Source organism: Gemmatimonadota bacterium, from assembly GCA_030747075.1.
Taxonomy (GTDB): Bacteria; ARS69; ARS69; order ARS69; family ARS69; genus ARS69.
Genome location: JASLLL010000009.1, coordinates 1 through 18,329 on the forward strand (window position 1 = coordinate 1; position 18,329 = coordinate 18,329).

20 protein-coding genes are annotated in these 18,329 nt (G+C 64.8%); 9 read left to right on the forward strand and 11 right to left on the reverse strand.

Going from position 1 to position 18,329, the window contains the following annotated elements:
• Positions 1–27: 27 nt before the first annotated feature.
• Together QF819_04545 and QF819_04550 are read left to right on the forward strand one after the other, a co-directional pair.
• Positions 28–2,001, forward strand: coding sequence for an aconitase family protein (locus QF819_04545; protein ID MDP6802427.1), 1,974 nt, complete (start codon positions 28–30; stop codon positions 1,999–2,001).
• Between the two features lie 64 nt (positions 2,002–2,065).
• Entirely contained in the window at positions 2,066–3,259 is a 1,194-nt protein-coding gene (locus QF819_04550) for a 4Fe-4S binding protein (GenBank protein MDP6802428.1), read from the forward strand.
• Here the strand turns inward: QF819_04550 and atpC are convergent.
• Genes atpC through atpF form a run of 6 tightly spaced genes read right to left on the reverse strand, consistent with a single transcriptional unit; the run spans position 3,231 to position 8,550 of the window.
• Positions 3,231–3,620, reverse strand: coding sequence for an ATP synthase F1 subunit epsilon (gene atpC / locus QF819_04555; protein MDP6802429.1), 390 nt, complete (start codon positions 3,618–3,620; stop codon positions 3,231–3,233). The genes QF819_04550 and atpC overlap by 29 nt on opposite strands.
• A 15-nt stretch (positions 3,621–3,635) precedes the next feature.
• The gene (atpD, locus tag QF819_04560) at positions 3,636–5,045 is read right to left on the reverse strand and encodes a F0F1 ATP synthase subunit beta (protein MDP6802430.1); all 1,410 of its coding nucleotides are present in this window, start codon (positions 5,043–5,045) and stop codon (positions 3,636–3,638) included.
• A gap of 43 nt (positions 5,046–5,088) precedes the next feature.
• Positions 5,089–5,967 carry an ATP synthase F1 subunit gamma gene (atpG, locus tag QF819_04565; protein MDP6802431.1) on the reverse strand — a complete coding sequence of 293 codons (879 nt, stop codon included), beginning with the start codon at positions 5,965–5,967 and terminating at the stop codon, positions 5,089–5,091.
• Between the two features lie 24 nt (positions 5,968–5,991).
• Positions 5,992–7,521 carry a F0F1 ATP synthase subunit alpha gene (atpA, locus tag QF819_04570; protein ID MDP6802432.1) on the reverse strand — a complete coding sequence of 510 codons (1,530 nt, stop codon included), beginning with the start codon at positions 7,519–7,521 and terminating at the stop codon, positions 5,992–5,994.
• A complete protein-coding gene (gene atpH / locus QF819_04575; GenBank protein ID MDP6802433.1) occupies positions 7,505–8,065 on the reverse strand; it encodes an ATP synthase F1 subunit delta in 561 nt (186 codons plus the stop codon). The genes atpA and atpH overlap by 17 nt, the downstream gene beginning before the upstream one ends.
• Positions 8,065–8,550, reverse strand: coding sequence for a F0F1 ATP synthase subunit B (gene atpF, locus QF819_04580; protein MDP6802434.1), 486 nt, complete (start codon positions 8,548–8,550; stop codon positions 8,065–8,067). The genes atpH and atpF overlap by 1 nt, the downstream gene beginning before the upstream one ends.
• Before the next feature lie 36 nt (positions 8,551–8,586).
• Between atpF and QF819_04585 the strand changes: the two genes are divergently transcribed.
• Positions 8,587–8,760, forward strand: a complete 174-nt coding sequence (locus QF819_04585) for a hypothetical protein (GenBank protein ID MDP6802435.1) — start codon at positions 8,587–8,589, stop codon at positions 8,758–8,760.
• A gap of 8 nt (positions 8,761–8,768) precedes the next feature.
• Here the strand turns inward: QF819_04585 and atpE are convergent, their stop codons facing one another.
• From atpE to QF819_04605, 4 genes are read right to left on the reverse strand one after another with little or no spacing between them, the layout of a single operon-like run.
• Positions 8,769–9,002: an ATP synthase F0 subunit C gene (gene atpE / locus QF819_04590; GenBank protein ID MDP6802436.1), complete on the reverse strand. Its 234-nt coding sequence runs from the start codon at positions 9,000–9,002 to the stop codon at positions 8,769–8,771.
• A 42-nt stretch (positions 9,003–9,044) separates the two neighbouring features.
• A complete protein-coding gene (gene atpB, locus QF819_04595; GenBank protein ID MDP6802437.1) occupies positions 9,045–9,803 on the reverse strand; it encodes a F0F1 ATP synthase subunit A in 759 nt (252 codons plus the stop codon).
• A 12-nt stretch (positions 9,804–9,815) separates the two neighbouring features.
• Positions 9,816–10,160: a hypothetical protein gene (locus tag QF819_04600; protein MDP6802438.1), complete on the reverse strand. Its 345-nt coding sequence runs from the start codon at positions 10,158–10,160 to the stop codon at positions 9,816–9,818.
• A complete protein-coding gene (locus tag QF819_04605; protein ID MDP6802439.1) occupies positions 10,102–10,413 on the reverse strand; it encodes an AtpZ/AtpI family protein in 312 nt (103 codons plus the stop codon). The genes QF819_04600 and QF819_04605 overlap by 59 nt, the downstream gene beginning before the upstream one ends.
• A gap of 177 nt (positions 10,414–10,590) precedes the next feature.
• Here QF819_04605 and QF819_04610 point away from each other — a divergent pair, with 177 nt between their 5' ends.
• The 5 genes from QF819_04610 (at position 10,591) to QF819_04630 (ending at position 15,317) form a co-directional block, all read left to right on the forward strand.
• Complete coding sequence (locus tag QF819_04610) at positions 10,591–10,998, forward strand: hypothetical protein (GenBank protein ID MDP6802440.1); 408 nt, start codon at positions 10,591–10,593, stop codon at positions 10,996–10,998.
• A gap of 85 nt (positions 10,999–11,083) precedes the next feature.
• Entirely contained in the window at positions 11,084–12,463 is a 1,380-nt protein-coding gene (locus tag QF819_04615; protein MDP6802441.1) for an NAD(P)-dependent oxidoreductase, read from the forward strand.
• A gap of 2 nt (positions 12,464–12,465) precedes the next feature.
• Positions 12,466–13,839: a dihydropyrimidinase gene (gene hydA / locus QF819_04620; GenBank protein ID MDP6802442.1), complete on the forward strand. Its 1,374-nt coding sequence runs from the start codon at positions 12,466–12,468 to the stop codon at positions 13,837–13,839.
• Positions 13,840–14,062: 223 nt separating this feature from the next.
• Positions 14,063–14,614, forward strand: coding sequence for a hypothetical protein (locus QF819_04625; GenBank protein MDP6802443.1), 552 nt, complete (start codon positions 14,063–14,065; stop codon positions 14,612–14,614).
• Between the two features lie 139 nt (positions 14,615–14,753).
• Positions 14,754–15,317, forward strand: coding sequence for a hypothetical protein (locus QF819_04630; GenBank protein ID MDP6802444.1), 564 nt, complete (start codon positions 14,754–14,756; stop codon positions 15,315–15,317).
• Positions 15,318–15,756: 439 nt separating this feature from the next.
• Here the strand turns inward: QF819_04630 and QF819_04635 are convergent, their stop codons facing one another.
• Positions 15,757–16,389 carry a hypothetical protein gene (locus QF819_04635; GenBank protein MDP6802445.1) on the reverse strand — a complete coding sequence of 211 codons (633 nt, stop codon included), beginning with the start codon at positions 16,387–16,389 and terminating at the stop codon, positions 15,757–15,759.
• Positions 16,390–16,917: 528 nt separating this feature from the next.
• Here QF819_04635 and thiC point away from each other — a divergent pair.
• Positions 16,918–18,321, forward strand: a complete 1,404-nt coding sequence (thiC, locus tag QF819_04640; GenBank protein MDP6802446.1) for a phosphomethylpyrimidine synthase ThiC — start codon at positions 16,918–16,920, stop codon at positions 18,319–18,321.
• Positions 18,322–18,329 lie beyond the last annotated feature (8 nt).

Here is an 18,329-nt window from a genome sequence, read left to right on the forward strand (position 1 = left end):
ACCCGCCCAGACCGTGGAAGTCACACCATGCGACGAGCCATGACGCTCACCGAGAAGATCCTGTGCCACCACGCCGTGGGGCTTCGTCGGCCGTGGGTGGAACCGGGGGAGGTCGTGCGGATTCGCGTCGACTGGACGCTGGCGTCTGAACTGGCGTGGAACGGAATGAACGCCACCTACGAAATGCTCGGGCGACCTGGTGTGTCTGACCGGGACCGGTTCTATCTGGCCATCGACCATACTGTGGATCCCGTCACGCTGGCCGGAGACAAGCGCACGCGGCGGCTGGTGGATCTGTCTCAGCGATTCGCGAAGGAGGCGGGGCTTCGCCACTTTTACGACTCCAATGTGACCATCTTGCACACCCAGTTCTACCGGGATCTCGTGCAACCCGGGCAGACGGTGATCGGCGCGGACTCGCACTCGTCGAGTCATGGCGGGATGGGCGCCTTCTCGATCGGGCTGGGTGGTGCGGATGTCTGCGTGGCGATGGTGCTTGGCGAGACATGGATTCAGGTTCCCGAGGCCATTCAGGTGGCGTATCGCGGCCGGTTGCCCTTCGGCATGACGGGGAAGGATGTCATCCTGAAGACGCTGGGTGAGTTGGGTCGCAACACGACGGCCATGGAACGCAGCGTGGAATATGTGGGCGACGCGCTGGAGCACTTCTCCATCGACTTCCGCTTCACGGTCGCGAACATGACGGCGGAGTTCGGTGGGCTCAACGGGATCTTCCCGGCGGACGAGCGCACGGCGGCCGCGCTGGCCGGGAGGTCGTCGGAGCGGGACGACGCGCTCTTCTTCCGGGCGGACGAAGACGCCGGGTATGTCGCGCGGCACTCGTTGGAGCTGCCGGGGGTCGGCCCGCAGGTGGCGAAGCCGTACTCGCCGGATCATGTCGTACCCGTGGAGGAAGTGGCGGGGCAGGAGATGGACGGGGCCTTTATCGGCGCATGCACGACCAGCGAGGAGGAACTGGTCCTCGGGGCACTCGTGCTGGACCGGGCAATGGCGGACGGAGCGCGGCCCGTGCCGTCGGACAAGCGTCTCGTCGTGCCGGGGTCCGTCGACATGACGGAGAACCTCCGCGCACACGGGATTCTCGGGATCTACGAGCGCGCCGGGTTCCGAATCGGCGTGCCGGGGTGCTCCATGTGCCTCGGGATCGCCAGCGACAGGGCGGCTCCGGGCGAGAACTGGCTCTCCAGCCAGAACCGGAACTTCCGGAACCGCATGGGACCGGGTTCGCACGCATGGCTCGCGAGCGGCCCGACGGTTGCTGCGAGTTCGCTGGAAATGAAGATCACGGACCCGCGGCCCTGGTTCGAGGGACTCGGGCCGGAGGATGTGGACCGCGTGCTGGGCGGGCGGGGCGGTGCGCCTTCGGTCACTATTGTGGAGCCGAGCGTGGAGAGCGCGGAAGAAGCCGCACCGGAGGGTGTCGCCGTGGACGCGGCGGTGGCGTCGGGGGCTGTCGAAGGCAAAGCGCAACTCTTCGGCGATCATGTGGACACCGACGCCATCATCCCGGGGGAGCACTGCCACCTGACGGACCCGAAGGAGATTGCGGGCGTCGCCTTCTGCCATGTGCGCCCGGACTTTGCGGAGCGGATTGCGCGCGGGGAGAGCATCCTCGTGGCGGGCGAAGGCTGGGGATCGGGGAGTTCCCGAGAGCACGCGGCGTGGGCGCTCAAGTACTCCGGCGTGACGGCGGTCGTGGCGAAATCGTTCGCGTTTATTCACAAGCGGAACCTCGTGAACGAGGCGATTCCCTACCTCGTCGTGACAGATCCCTGCTTCCACGACGCGGTGGAGGACGGAACGCCGCTGGCGCTGGACTTTGCGCGAGGGGTCGTCCGGGTCGGGGAGCGGGAGTTTGAAGCCACCGCCCCATCCGGGATCGCGCGGTGCATCCAGTCGGCGGGGGGGATCGTTCCCGCTGTCCGGGAGCACGGGGCGCACACCTTCGATGTGCTGACTTCCGGGGTGGCTGCCGGGTGACACAACCGGGTGATGTTGACGCTCCGGGAACGGGCGAATAGCTTGGGTCGCCGGTTGCATCGCGGTGGCGAACGGACGCCCCCGCGCCACGATCGGCCATACAGAGCCTGACGCATCACCATCCGGGACCATCCCCATGGACTCCACGGGAAAAGGACGCCTGCTCGCCTGGCTGAGAGGCACCACCGGTCGCCGCCGCCACCGCGTCTTCCGGGCGCGGCGCCTGGTTCAGGGGTTCTTCACCGCGGTCACGCTCTTTGTGGGCTACCGGTTTGCGGTGTTCATCAACGCGGCACGGGATGGCGCGGCATCCATTCCGGAGCGTCCGCCGGGCGTGGAGGCTTTCCTTCCCATCAGCGGCCTCATGGGCGTGCTGGACGCGTTCCATCAGGGCGGGCTGAATCGGATCCACCCCGCCGCTTCCGTGCTCGTGGTGCTCTTTCTGGTGATGGCGCTGCTCCTTCGGAAGGCGTTCTGCTCGTGGGTGTGTCCCGTGGGGCTCCTGTCGGACGGGCTGGCCGTTCTCGGACGGAAACTCGCCGGAAGGAACTTTCGGCCAATCCGGTGGGTGGACTTCCCGCTGCGCGGACTGAAGCACGCGCTTCTCTTCTTCTTCGTGGGGTCCATTCTCGCGATGAGTCCGGAGGCGCTCGTCGCCTTCATCGACTCTCCGTACAACCGTGTTGCGGATGTGAAGATGTACTTCTTCTTCGCGCGGCTCGGGGCCACCGGAGCGTGGGTCATTGCCGCTCTCGCGCTGGCTTCGGTGTTCGTGACCGGTGTGTGGTGCCGCTATCTCTGTCCGTACGGGGCGTTGCTCGGGTACTTCTCGGTCCTGTCGCCGCTGAGGATTCGCCGATCCGCCATGACCTGCACATCCTGCGGGCTGTGCGACGCGGCCTGCATGGCGCGCATTCCCATCTCCGGGAAGCCGGGCATCATCAGTCAGGAGTGCACCGGCTGCTACGACTGCATCGCGGTCTGTCCCGTCCCCGGAACGCTCACGATGGGCACTCGAAAGCGAAGCGCGAGCGTGGCCGCCTTTGCCGCGGCGGTGGTGCTGGTCTTTGCGGTGGGGTACGGCGGAGCACGCGTCGCGGGAATCTGGAAGAACGACATCTCCGACGCGGAGTACGGCGAGCGAATCCGGGAGATCGACGACCCGGCCTATGGACACCCCGGCGGGAGCGGAGAGGTCGAGGGTGAAAGCGGGCGCCGTCAGAGCAGCGTCAGTCCCTGCCCGCGACCCTCTCCATGACGGACACGCGGTAGAGGGCGTCGGCCAGCTCTTCGCCGCGGCCCTCTTCGCTTCGAAGCGCCTCGACGGTTTCCCGCGCCCCCGTGAGATCTACGGCATCCACTTCTGACGCGGAATCCGTCAGCACCGTGACCCGGTTCTGGCGGACCTCTACAAACCCGCCTTCCACGAACCAGCGGGAGACTTCGGAGCCCCGCGCAACACGAAGCTCTCCGATACCAATCCGCGCGAGGAAGCTGGCATGTCCGGGAAGGATGCCGACCTCTCCGTCGTGCGCGGGAACGACGACTCCGTCGACCACTTCATCGAAGAAGGCGCGCTCGGGAGTGACAATGCTGCACCGCAGCGGACTCTCGGTCATGAGTGCATCTCCCGCCTAGTCGGCAGCCTGCAGTGTCTTCGCCTTCTCGACGGCATCTTCGATGGTGCCGACATACATGAAGGCCTGTTCGGGAAGGTGGTCCCACTTGCCGTCCACGACTTCCTTGAACGAACGAACCGTGTCCTCCAGCTTGACATACCTGCCGGGGAATCCGGTGAACTGCTCGGCGACATGGAAGGGCTGAGAGAGGAACCTCTCGATCTTCCGCGCGCGCTGGACGAGGACCTTGTCGTCCTCGGAGAGTTCGTCCATGCCGAGAATGGCGATGATGTCCTGCAGGTCCTTGTAACGCTGGAGCGTCTGCTGGATTTCGCGGGCCACGCTGTAGTGCTCTTCGCCGAGGATGGTCGGGTCCATGATGCGGCTGGTGGACTCCAGCGGATCGACGGCCGGGTAGATTCCCTTCTCGGCGATGGGCCGGGAGAGGTTTGTCGTGGCGTCGAGGTGCGTAAAGGCCGCGGCGGGCGCGGGGTCCGTGTAGTCATCTGCCGGAACATAAATGGCCTGGATGGAGGTCACCGATCCGTGCCTCGTGGAGGTGATGCGCTCCTGGAGGTCACCCATCTCCGTGCCGAGCGTCGGCTGGTAGCCGACCGCCGAGGGCATCCGGCCAAGCAGCGCAGACACTTCCGAACCGGCCTGCGTGAACCGGAAGATGTTGTCGATGAACAGGAGGACATCCGCCCCGGCTTCATCGCGGAAGTACTCCGCCATGGTCAGTGCGGACAGACCTACGCGCAGTCTTGCCCCGGGCGGCTCGTTCATCTGGCCGAAGACGAGCGTCGTCTTGTCGATGACGCCGGACTCCTGCATCTCGCGCCAGAGATCGTTGCCTTCGCGGGTGCGTTCGCCGACGCCCGCAAACACCGACGATCCACCATGGACGGACGCGATGTTGTGGATGAGTTCCTGGATGATGACAGTCTTGCCGACACCGGCCCCCCCGAAGAGGCCCGTCTTGCCGCCCTTCACATACGGAGCGAGAAGATCCACGACCTTGATCCCGGTCTCGAAGATCTGAGTCTTCGGCTCCAGATCCTTGAACTCCGGCGGGGGCTGGTGGATGGGGCGCCGCTCCTTCGCGTCGACGGGACCCTTCTTGTCCACCGGTTCACCGAGGAGGTTGAAGACCCGGCCCAGCGTCGCCTCTCCGACCGGTACCGTCACGGGGCTTCCCGTGTTCAGGATCTTCGTCCCGCGGACCAGTCCGTCCGTCGAGCCGAGTGCGACGGCGCGCACGCGGTTGTCGCCTAGATGCTGCTGAACTTCGCAGGTGAGCCGTGAGGTCTCTCCCGCCGCCTCGAAGTCCACGATCAGTGCGTCGTAGATCTCCGGGAGTTGGTCTTTCGGGTACTCGGCGTCGAGTGTGGACCCGATCACCTGAACGATCTTACCTTCAACCATGCCACTCATCGGCCAGTTCTCCGTCGTCTCAAAGTAGACTTCATTACTTCAATGCTTCCACGCCACCCATGAGCTCCGCGATCTCGTTGGTGATCTGGGACTGGCGTGCGCGGTTGTACATTCCGGTCAGGGACTTGATCAGCTTTTCCGCGGCTTCCGTCGCGTTCTTCATGGCGACCATCCGCGCCAGATGCTCTCCGACGACCGCCTGCAGATAGTCGTTGTAGAGAGTGGTTCGGAAGTACGCCGGGAGTAGTTCTCTCAGTATGGACTCCGGGTCCGGAGAGTAGAGGTAGTCCGTTCCCGCACTGTCGGCCTCTTCGCCGGGCTCTGTCTCCGTCACCGCCGACAGCGGAAGAAGGACTTCCGCCACGGGGGACTGTCTTCCCGCAGACAGGAACTTCTGGTAGATGACCGTCACGCGGTCCACTTCGCCCTCCGTGTAGAGGCGAAGAAAGTCCCCGGCGATCCGATTCACCTGAGCGTATCCGGACTTGTCGTCGAAGTCGTCGTGGGCGGCCGCGAGTTCTCGGTTCCGGTAGCGGAAGAAGGAGATGCCCTTCGTCCCGATGACATGCAGGTCCGTGCGGATTCCCGCGCCTTCCTCTTCGCGAAGGACATCCACCGCCCGGGAGATCAGGTTCGAGTTGTAGCCGCCGCACAGCCCGCGATTGGAGGTGATCAAGAGCACCACCGAGCGCTTCACCGGCCGGGACTCCAGCAGCGGGTGGGAGACCGATTCTCCCGCGCCGCCGAGTCCGGCCATCAGTTCACGGAGCTTCTCCTGGTAAGGGGCGGAGTTCGCGATCCTGGAGTGCGACTGCTTGTACTTGGCGGTCGACACCATTTCCATCGTACGGGTGATCTTCTCCGTATTCCGGACGCTCTTCCGTCTCTTGAGGATGATCTTCGCTTTGGCCATTCCGCTCTCCGGACCCGACCGACCCTATCGGGGGTCGTGGGCCTTGCCTGTCAGCAGGCTGTCGATGATGTCCGTCAACACCGTGCGCAACTTCGTTTCGTTCTCTCCGTCGATGACGCCCGCTTCCGCGATGGCGTCACGCAGACCCGAATGCGTGGACCGGAGAGCGTCCAGAATGAGCCGCTCCGTCTCCAGCACCCGGTTCACGGGAACCTTGTCCAGGAGCCCCTGCGTCCCCGAGAAGATGGAGATGACCTGATCGGTCACATCCATGGGGGAGTACTGATTCTGCTTCAGGAGTTCCACCATGCGTGCGCCCCGATCGAGCTGGGCCTGCGTGGCGTCGTCGAGGTCCGTACCGATCTGCGCAAAGGCCTCCAACTCCCGGAACGATGCCAGATCCAGCCGGAGCGATCCCGCGACCTTCTTCATGCCCTTGATCTGCGCGTTGCCGCCGACCCGGGACACGGAAATCCCGACATCCATGGCGGGGCGAACGCCCGCGAAGAAGAGTTCCGGCACGAGATAGATCTGCCCGTCGGTGATGGAAATCACATTCGTCGGGATGTAGGCCGAGACCTCGCCTTCCTGCGTTTCGATGATGGGAAGCGCGGTCAGGGATCCTCCGCCGTTGTCGTCGGAGAGCTTCACCGCGCGCTCCAGAAGCCGACTGTGCAGGTAGAAGACATCGCCCGGATACGCCTCGCGGCCCGGCGGCCGTCGCAGCAGCAGTGAGAGCTGGCGGTAGGCCTGAGCCTGCTTGGTGAGATCGTCGTAGATGACGAGCGTGTCCTTGCCTTCCCACATGAAGTGCTCGGCCATGGCGCACCCGGAGTACGCCGCGATGTACTGGAGCGGCGCCGGGTCCGAACTGGATGCGTTCACGACGATCGTGTAGTCCATGGCGCCGTGCTCGCGAAGGACATCGACGACGCTCGCGACCGTCGAGGCCTTCTGGCCAATGGCGACATAGACGCAGAGGACCCCCTGGCCCTTCTGATTGATGATCGTGTCGATGGCGATGGTCGTCTTGCCGGTCTTTCGGTCGCCGATGATCAGCTCACGCTGGCCGCGCCCGATGGGCGTCATGGCGTCGATGGCCTTGATCCCGGTCTGGAGCGGAACCTTGACCGGCTGGCGTTCCGCGATTCCGGGCGCGATGACCTCCATCGGCCGGGTCGACTCCGCCTGGATGGGTCCGAGGCCGTCGAGCGGGTTGCCGAGCGGGTCCACCACGCGCCCCACGAGCGCGTTGCCGCTGGGTACGCTGAGAAGGCGGCCCGTGGACTTGACGGACATGCCTTCCTGAATCTCCAGGTAGTCCCCGAGAATCACGGACCCGATGGAGTCTTCCTCCAGGTTGAACACAAGACCGGAGATTCCATTCTCAAACTCCAGCATCTCACCAGCCATGGCACCGGTCAGGCCGTGGATTCGGGCGATTCCGTCGCCGACCTCCAGAACCGTGCCGGTGTCCGACACATCCAGGGTCGAGCGGTAGGTCTCGATCTCCCGGCGTATGACGGAGGCGACTTCCTCAGCCCTGATCTTCATTGCCGTAACTCCTCATGATCCGCTTCCGAAACCGCTGAAGCTGGGATGTGACGCTTCCGTTGTAGACTTTGTCGCCGATGGTGACCACGGCCCCCCCGAGGAGGTCCGGATTCACCTTCCGCTCCAGAACGATCTTCCTGTCCAGCGCACTGCCGAGTGCGCCGGCCATTTCCGACGCGGTGTCATCGGGCACAGGCGCGGCACTGGTCAGCGTGGCCCGGGCCCTTCCCGCGTGTGTGTCCGCGAGTTCACGGAAAGCCTCCGCAACCAGCGGGAGCGACGCGAACCGCCTCTTGTCCACCAGAAGACAGAGGAAGTCGGCGAGCGTGTCGCTTGCGTTTCCTTCCAGAGAGGACCGGATCAGCTCCTTCTTCGACGACTTGTCCACCGTCGGCGAGGTCAGGAACCCGAACGCCTCTTCCTCCCCGGCCAGGATGGCGAAAAATCCGTGCAGTTCCCCGTCCAGGTCGTCGACCGCAGACCGCTCCTTCGCGATTCCGAACAAGGCCTCCGCGTAGACGCGAGCCACGGGGGACGCAGGCATCAGGCCTTTCCTGCCTTTCCGCCGTGGTCTGTCCGCATTTCGGTGATCAGGTTCTCCACCAGACGGCGGTGGTCGTCACCTGTCAGCGACCTTCCGATGACACGGGACGCGAGTTCCGTCGAAAGATCCGCAGCCTGCTCCCAGATCTCACGGACCGCACCGTCCTTTTGAAGCTCAATCTCACGCCGGGCCCGGGCCTTGAACTCGTCGGCCTCCACCAGCGCGGCCTTTCGGATTTCTTCCTGCGCCTGAAGAGAGTCCTTGCGGCCCTCCTCCAGAATGGCGCGGGTTTCGTCCCGGGCCTTGTCGATCATGGTTCGGTAGGTCGCCAGCAGCTCCTCCGCCTCCGACTGGATCCGGCCCGCATCGGCGATGGCTCCCTCGATGCTCTGCTCCCGCTCTTTCAGGGCGCTGAGAATGGGGTTCCACGCGGTCAGGCGAAGCACGATCAGAACCACCACGAAGGTGACGATCGTCCAGATCATCAGCCCCGGATCGACGCTGAAGAGATTGGGCGGGCCATGCGCCGCGCTCTCCGCGGCAGCCCCCCCTTCGTGACCTTCCGTGCCGGTTGCGAGGGCCGCAGACCCCGCCAGCAGAACTCCGGCGAGGGCGGCCGACCATCCGGCTACCGTCTTCTGGATGTCGATGTTCAGCCCTCCCCTTATTCCGAAAGGAGTCGTGGGTCGGCGTGAGCCGAAGGTCAGACCACCTTGCTCTGAATCATGAAGCAGATGGCACAGGCGAACAGCGCGACGCCCTCGATGAGAGCGGCCGTCAGGATCATGCTTCCTCGAATGTCGCCGGTGGCTTCCGGCTGACGAGCGATACTCTCGACTGAACTTGCCGCGATCCGGGAGATTCCCAGGCCCGCGCCGAGCGTGGCGATTCCCGCGCCGATTCCCGCGCCGATCATCGCGAATCCTGCTCCGTCCATGATTCTGTTTCCTCCGTGAATGAGTGGAAGAGCCTCGAAAGGCTAGTGGTCGGGATGGGCAGCCATCCCCATGAAAACCGCCGTGAGAAATGTGAAGACATACGCCTGCAGGACAGCCACAAACAGCTCCAGCATATAGATGGCCGCCGCTCCCGAAACCGAGATGCCGACCACGAACAGATTCTTGAACATGAAGATGAAGCCCAGAAGAACCAGGATCACAATGTGGCCCGCGCTCATGTTCGCCCAGAGTCGGACGGCCAGCGCGAACGGCTTGGCCATGATGCCGACGATCTCCACGACCAGAAGCAGCGGCCAGAGCCACAGAGGGACCGCCGGGACGATCGAGCGCAGATAGCCGAAGAACCCGTTGTTGCGAATGCCCGCCGCGTGAATGGCGAAGAAACTGATGACCGCCAGCGCCGCCGTCACCGAGAGGTTCCCCGTGGCGGTGGCTCCCCCGGGGATGAGTCCGAGCAGATTGCAGAAGAGAATGAAGAAGAACACCGTCCAGAGATAGGGGAGATAGCGGTCCGCGGCATCGTGGAGGTTGGGGACGGCGACTTCGTCACGGATGAAGAGCAGGATGGGCTCCAGGAAGTTGCGGAAACCCCGGGGGACCAGGCCCTTCTGCCGGGACGCCACATTCATCAGGATGATGAGAAGTACCGACGCCAGCCACATCATCCAGACATGCTTGGTGATTCCGTAGCGGCTGAGGTCCAGCCCGAACAGCGTGGGGCTGTCCATCAGGTGGTGCAGGATGTCAATGCGGTCCGGATCCGGCGTGACCAGCAACATCAGTCGAAACTCCTATTCCTCTTCGGTGACTCCCTGTCGGGCAAGGACCCACGCCTCCGCCAGCACCAGCGCCACATAAAACGCAATGAGCCAGAGTACGAATGCCTCCAGCTTCAGCCCGATCTTCGAGAGCCCGATGAGACACAGCACCAGAAGCGCCATTCTCACCATGAACCCGCCAACGACCGTCTGGACCGCCATCCGATCCGGACCTCTGAGTGCCGCGACCACAATCCCGTAGCCGACCAGCACCACGGTCAGCGCGGTTCCCGCACCGACTCCCAACATGGCCAGCCCGTCACGGCCTGCGATCAGGCCCGTCGGGATGGCTGCGACGGCCGCGAGACCCGTCGCCACCAGTGTCAGGATCCTCGGGATCCCGCAGCGAGCCTCCCCGCGTTTCCCGGTAGAGGACATAGAATCCAATCGCCGCTCCAGCAAAGATCGCCAGAAGGGCGATCACGCCGTGACCATCCACGCGTTCATCAAGACGAACGCCGCCGTAGGTGAAGGCGAGGACGATGAGCGCGAACTGAACGCCCACATGGGAATACCGAAATAGGTCTCCGGCTCCCTTTCTCCGCGCGATGGGGCACCTCCCGGTTGTCACCCGGACAGAGTCCGCACCAGGCTTCCCGGCGCATTCCCCAGCTTCACGCAATCGGCAGCGGAGGTTACGGGGACGGCCCGACCCAAGGCAAGCGGTTTTTCTGCGGGGAGGGCGTGTGAAGAGCACCCGGCTTCGGGCCGGATGGGGTAGAATGCGCGGACTGCGAGGAGGTGGCCTGTGCGATGGCAAGGTGCGGCGGTTCTGCTGGGCGCGGTCCTGCTCTGGGCAGGGTGCGAAGGGGACGGCTTCCCGGGTCCCGGCGGGGGCGAGGAGGTCTCGCACCCTTCGTTTACGCTGGATGTTCAGCCGATTCTGGAGTTTCACTGCACCGGCTACAGTTGCCACGCGGGGTCCACCCCCGCTGGCGATCTGCTTCTCGCCGGCGACTCCTACGACCAGCTGGTGGACCAGTATGCCTCCTCCGGGGGCGTTCGTGTGGTTCCGTTCAGTTCGTCGGCCAGCGTGCTCATTCAGATGCTGGAGGGAACCCGGACCCCGCGAATGCCGTTCCTTCAGGACCCCCTGCCGGACGGCACGCTGGCCACGCTGCGCAACTGGATCGACGACGGAGCTTCGGACAACTGAACACCCGTCCGTTTCACGGTGGCGGGGAGCGTGCCCTTCGCGATAGCCTGACGGGTTCCGCAGTCCGCAGAGGGAGAATCATCGAATGACCCACGCCCCATCCGCCGGAGTTTCGCTGGAGGAGCGCTTCGCGGAGAGGCTTCCGGCGCTGTCGCATCGACAGGCCGCCGCTGAAGCGTCCCGCTGCCTGTATTGCTACGATGCGCCCTGTGTGACCGCCTGCCCCACCTCCATCGATGTGCCGTCCTTCATCCGGATGATCGGCTCCGGCAATCGCGTGGGGGCTGCCCGGAAGATCCTCACCCGCAACCCGCTGGGTGGAACCTGCGCGCGGGCCTGTCCCGTGGAGGAGCTCTGCGAAGGCGCGTGCGTCCGCGCCACGGGGGGCGCGCCGGTCGCGATCGGAAGACTCCAGCGATTCGCCACGGATGTCGTCGGGGAGCGCCCGGGGGGGGTCCTGCCCCGTGTGCTGCCAGCCGCGGCGGACCGCCGCCGGGGGAGCGTGGCCATCGTCGGATCCGGCCCCGCCGGGCTTTCGGCCGCCATCGAGCTGGCGCGAGCCGGAGTCCGGGCCACCGTGTTCGAGTCGTCCGCGGAACCGGGCGGCCTCTGCTCCCACGGCATCATGCCTTATCGCCTCCCGCGCGGGGTGGTTCTCGCCGAGTCGGAGGCGGCCCGGGCACTGGGCGTCGAGATCCGCACGGGCGTCACGGTCGGCCGGGATGTGACTCTGCGCGAACTGGCGGACACCCACGACGCGCTCTTCCTCGCGATCGGACTGGGAGCGGCCCGCCCGCTGGGGGTGCCGGGGGAGGATCTCGACGGCGTACTGGACGCTCTGGCGTTCCTTCGCGCGGTGGTGACCCGGCCGAAGGATCAGGTGGCCATCGGCCGGAGGGTCGTGGTCGTCGGGTGCGGGAATACCGCCATGGATACCGCGTGCTCCGCCGCGCTCCTCGGAGCCGAGGTGACGGTCGCCTATCGCCGTTCGGAAGGGGATGTCACCGCCTATGCATCCGAACTGGAACACGCGAAGTCGCTCGGCGTGCGCTTCCTCTGGCACTGTGCCCCGAGGGCGCTGCTCGGAGGCAGCCGGGTGGAGGAAGTGGAACTCCTGCGGATGGAACCGGGCGCTCCGGATGGAAGCGGGCGCCCGTCTCCCGTGCCGGTCCCGGGGTCCGCGTTCCGGATTCCCGCCGACGCGGTGGTTCCGGCGCTGGGGCAAACCCCGGACGATCGCCCCGCCGGGGAGCTGGGCTTCGCCACCGAACATGGACGCCCGCTGGTGGACTCCGAAGGGCGCACCAGCGTGCCGGGGGTCTATGCGGGGGGAGACTGGACAAATGGCGGGAAGGAGGCGGTCCACGCCGTGGCCGCGGGAAGGGACGCCGCCCATGCGATTCTGGCGGACCTTCCGGCGGAGCCTCCCTCCCGCGGAGAGGAATCCACCGAAAGAGGAGGTTGATCATGGGCGAAAAGAGAATCTGCGTTCGGGGAGGGACCGTGGTGAACGCCGCGGACGAGTTTCGGGCGGACATCCTCCTGGAAGGGGAGCGGATTGCGCTTCTCGGCCGGGATCTGGACATGGACGCGGACGAGACCATCGACGCGACCGGGAAGTATGTCTTCCCCGGCGGGATCGACATGCACACGCATCTGGACATGCCGTTCTTCGCGACCGCCACGAGCGACGACTTCCACACAGGGACGGCCGCCGCCTGCGCGGGCGGGACGACCTCCGTCATCGACTTTGCCATTCAGGCCAAGGGGGAGAGCCTCGCGTCAACGCTCGAGACATGGAAGGCCAAGGCGAAGGGGAAAGCGGTCGGAGATTACGGTTTCCACATGGCCGTGACGGACCTCACGGATGCGGTTCTTGCGGAGATCCCGGAGATGGTGGCCCTTGGCGTGCCCTCGATGAAGCTCTTCCTGGCGTACAAGGGAGCGCTCATGGTCTCCGATGAGGACTTCTTCCGGACGCTGGTCACGGCGGGAGAGAACGGCGCGCTGGTCATGGTGCATGCGGAGAACGGGGATGTGATCGATCACCTCCAGCGCAAGTTTCTCTCCGAAGGGAAGACGGAGCCGCGCTACCATGCGCTGTCACGCCCTCCCGCGATCGAAGGGGAAGCGACCGGCCGCGCCATCGCGCTGGCGGAAGTGGCCGGTGCGCCGCTCTATGTGGTCCATGTGACCTGTCGGGAGGCGGTCGAGCGAATCCGTGAAGCTCAGGACCGCGGGCTTCCTGTGCATGGCGAGACCTGTCCCCAGTATCTCTATCTCAGTTACGAAAACTACCTGGAACCCGGCTTTGAAGGCGCGAAGTATGTCATGAGTCCCCCGCTCCGGGACGCATCGAACCAGGCGGTGCTCTGGAAGGCGCTGGGGGACGGCACGCTGGAGATCCTCTCCTCCGACCACGCTCCGTTCCGAATGGCGGACCAGAAGATCCTGGGGAAGGACGACTTTTCGAAGATCCCCAACGGCGCGGGCGGGATTGAATCCCGGCTCTACCTTCTGTGGACAGGCGGTGTCGAGGAGGGTCGGATTTCGCGGAAGAAGTTCGTGGACCTTGTGTCGGCGGCTCCCGCCCGGCGGTTCGGGCTCTACCCCCGGAAGGGGGTCATTGCGCCGGGGAGCGACGCGGACCTGGTCGTATGGGATCCGACGGTGGAACATGTCCTTTCTGCGGAAGCTCACCACATGGCGGTGGATTTCAATCCGTTTGAGGGGATACGCGTGAAGGGGCGCCCGGAATGGGTGTTTCGCAGGGGCGAGACGGTCGGTCGGAGCGGGAATCCCGTCGGAGAGGCAGGATCCGGGGAGTTTTTGCCGAGATAGCGGAGAGCTGGAAGGCTGTCCGGGCTGAAGTCCACCCCTCCTCCGGCCGATCCTCTGACCAGATCCGGGGGTATTCCGGGAGAACCTTGCCGGTTGTGGCTTTCCGGCGTTCTCCGGCTTGACTCACCTGCCCGGATCTGATAAAGTCCGTCCGTACTCGCGGTTTCGGGGTGCTGTGCTCCGCGCGGGTGCTTGGTACATCTCGCAATGTGAGGGAAAAAACATGAAGCGTTTCATGACCATTCTTGCTGTCCTGTCCGTCCTCGTGCTGGCCACCAGCGCCACCGCGGAAGTCTACGGCTGGACCATCTCGGGCAGCGCCACGGATCCTTTTGTGAACACAGGAACGGCGGCTTTTGGCGTGGGTTTCTTCACGCTCCACTTCGTGTGTGACTCTGACGGCATGTCCGCTGCCGAGTTTGACATTGGCGGAACCATGACCGTTTATGCGTTCACCCCGCTGAACGGTTACCTGAACGCCGGTGGCGCCACCAACCTCATGCTTGCCGTGGGTGGCTGCCCGGTGGGTCCGCTGGCTGCCGGCACCGTCATGGCGCTGGACCTCGGTGGAGCGATCTACCCGATGGACTCCGCCGCGAACGCCCTCAATGTGACGGTGAACTGTGCCGCCACGGATATGTTTGACAACAACTACATCGGCTACTCGACCGACGGTTCGGCTCCCGTGTCGAACGTTGCTGACGCTTCCGCTCTCTGCGTCGGAACCGGTGTGGAGCCCTCCAACTGGGGCGCCATCAAGGGTCTGTATCGCTAGTTGATACGCTCTTTTGTGAAGTATTGGGGGCTTCCTTCGGGGAGCCCCTTTTTTTTGAGTTCGGGCGGGATGAGAGGGGGATGCGCGGGGCGCGCCGGGCTGCTGCCATGCGCCGGTGCACTGGACGAAAGGAGGCGACATGAAGCGTTTCGCGGCTCTTTCCGCAACGCTGCTGGTCCTCATTCTGGCAGGCGGCGCGGCAGCCGAGGTCCACGGCTGGACGATCTCGGGCAGAACGGACGATCCCTTCGCCAACACGGGCCCTCCCGCGAACGGAATCGTCTATCTCACCCTCTGGTATGCCTGCCCGTCCGACGGATGGTCGGCAGCGGAGTTCGATCTCAGCGGATCCATGACCGTCCTCGGATTCATTCCGAACAGCGCATTTTCTGTTCTGAACTCGGGGGGCGCCGAGAATCTGTTTCTGGCGGTCGGTGGTTGTCCGAGCGGCCCCATGCCCGCCGGGTCCATCGTGGCGCTGGACTTCGGCGGGACTCTCTGCATCGTGCCGAGTGCGGCGAACGGGCGCAATGTGACCGTAAACTGCGATCCCACGAATCCGCAGGCGTTCAACAACCTCTACACCGGATACGCCAGCGACGGGTCCACTCCCTGCTACAGCGTGCCGCCTCCGCATGAGGTGTGTATTCCGGTCTTCGCGGAGGAGTCCCGCTGGGGGACGATCAAGAGCCTGTATCGCTGACACGGTGCTCTGAAAGAGGTTGTCGGGGAGTGGATTGGTTGTGTTGCAGAGATTGTTGTCGGGGACCAAGGGCCGGGCTTTCGGGCCGCGAAGAGAGCCGCCGGGGCGCACGACAGCCTACTCAGATGTGTATCTCATTATAAGGCCACAGGTTGGACGCTGCAGAACGCGAGCCCCGGCTCTCAGGCGAACCAGAACCCGCCTGGTCCATCCCCCCGGGGAGGGGGCGTGTCTGGGGAATCCAGTGCTATTGGCATTCAATCCGCCGACAAACCGGCCGATCCGGCCGTTCCCCACCGGATTCGCATGCGCGGTCAACCGTGCGCCGGGCACACGAAAGTGTGTCAGAAAGGGAACTTAGCGCGACGGAGACGCCCGGAGGGCGGCGCGGGGCAGAACAACAATCTTCGCGACACAACTTTCGGGACACAACCCCGGGCTATCGGTGGGAGCCGGGCATGACTTCGCGGAGAGCATACGCCAGCAGGCGCGTCATGCGTTCCATTTGCCGGGCGTGGTACGGTTCGTCGGAGGATGCCCACAGGAACACGGCGGCGGCCGGGACGGGTTCGATGGTCTTCCCCCGGTTCACCCGCGCGGTGAGCAACTCCAGGAGATCCTCGACGGCCCACGCGTCGGGGGGGAGCCGGTCGAGATCCTCCCACACTTCGCGAATGTGATAGACGACCTCCTGAATGTCGTGGAGCGCGGCTCCCTTTCGCAACAGATCCCGGGCAACTCGCTCCACTTCCAGCAGCTCCAGAAAGCTCCCTGCAACGGGGGTCGCACGAACCCGGCCCCGCTTCCGGAACGACTTGGGAAGGGCTGCCATGGCGGCTTCCACCCCCTCGAAACCCAGCCACTTGAACGCCCCGCGGATCGGTCCGCCATCGTAGCCGGTGGACCAGGCCTCGGCATACTCGCTCGGGCCGGAACCGGGGGGAGGCGGTGCCCACGGGGGCGAGACCTTCCCGAACCGGGAGAGCTCGCGCAGGTGTCTGGGCAGCGGCTGGCGCAGGAACGCCTCGACAAGCGGAGGCGATGATCCGCGAGGATTCCGGGTTCGAGGCATATTCCGCTCCTTCCGCGAGTCCAGGGGGCGTACCGGGCCCAAGCCCGCAGCACGCCGTCTGCACCAGCAGAAGCCGCCCGATGCTCCCGAGGGCGGATGAGCCACGAACGGGGCCGAGGGGAGGATTGAGATACCCTCAACGCAAGGCACCCCAACGAGTTGCCGAATCTCAACCGGGGTTTCCCTCGAGTTCGGCCGGTCCGTTCGCCTGAATCAAGAATCCCACGCGACTTGGAAGAGGGCAAGGGAAGATCTGCCTCGCTCCGAGGAGGGAGCGGTTGATCGAAGGGGGAAATCCCGCCTGAACGGGCCGGATTGGCCCAAACCATGCTGTTTCGAAGAATGTGGATCTTCCGGGGCGATCCACTCCGCGTCCTATGGACCGCAACGGGGGAATCCCCTAAAGTGCGGCATGGAGAGCTTCATTACCCCGGAGAAACGATCATGGATACGCGCAACCCTGAGAATAGCGGAAAGATCGGCCCTGTAGAGCCCGATCACGGCCCCGGCTACGGTCGCCTGGACGATATGGACCCGGATCTTCGCCCCCGGGCGGAGTGGGTGGAGGCTCGACGGGGGGATCCCGTCCGAACGCAGATGCACTATGCCCGGAAGGGACTCGTCACCGAGGAAATGTGGGTGGTTGCCGGGCGGGAGCGCCTGGAACCGGAGTTTGTCCGGGATGAAGTCGCCCGTGGACGGATGATCATTCCCTCCAATGGGAACCATCTCAATCTGGTCCCCATGGGGATCGGCATTCACGCCCGATGCAAAATCAACGCGAACATCGGGAACAGCGCGGTGACTTCAGACGCCGACGGGGAAATCGAAAAGCTCCGACGCTGCATTCGCTACAAGGCGGATACGGTGATGGACCTCTCCACAGGCGGGGACATTGCTGGAATCCGCGACGCCATCATCCGCCGCAGCCCCATTCCGGTCGGTACGGTTCCGCTCTATCAGGCCATTCAGGAGGTGCGCGCCGTCGGGGAACTGACGCCGGAAGGGCTCCTTGCCGTGATCAGGTCTCAGGCCGAGCAGGGCGTGGACTACATGACGATCCACTGCGGCCTTCTCCGGGAGCATCTCCCGATGGTGTCGGGGCGGATCACCGGCATTGTGAGTCGCGGCGGGTCGCTCATGGCACAGTGGATGATGGAGCACCACCGCCAGAACCCGCTGTTCGATTGCTACGACGAGATTCTGGAAATCTGCCGGGAGCATGATGTTTCCCTCTCGCTCGGGGACGGGCTTCGCCCGGGGTGCCTGCACGACGCTTCCGATGACGCCCAGTTCGCGGAACTCGAGGTCCTCGGGGATCTCACACGGCGCGCCTGGGCGAAGGATGTCCAGGTGATGGTCGAAGGGCCGGGGCACATTCCCATGGATGAAGTGGTGATGAATGTCGAGCGCCAGCAGGAGTCGTGCGATGAAGCTCCGTTTTATGTGCTGGGCCCCATCGTGACCGATGTCGCCCCCGGATATGATCACATCACCTCCGCGATCGGCGCGGCCATGGCGGGGCAGGCCGGTGCGGCGATGCTCTGCTATGTGACCCCGAAGGAGCATCTGGGGCTTCCGGACGCGGGCGATGTGCACCAGGGGATCATCGCCTACCGGATTGCCGCGCATGCGGCGGATGTCGCGCGCAAGCGCCCGGGCGCACGCGACTGGGACGATGCGCTCTCCCGTGCGCGCTACACCTTCGACTGGAACGAGCAGTTTGATCTGTCGATGGACCCGGACACCGCTCGGTCCATGCACGACGAGACGCTCCCCCAGGATGTATTCAAAGGCGCGGAGTTCTGTTCCATGTGCGGCCCGAAGTTCTGTTCCATGCGGATCTCGCAGCAGGTGGATGAGTACAATGCCCGTCAGGCCGGGATGGAAGCGCCCATGCGGTTCCGGGAGTCTGCGGAGACGGCGCCCTGATCCGGCTG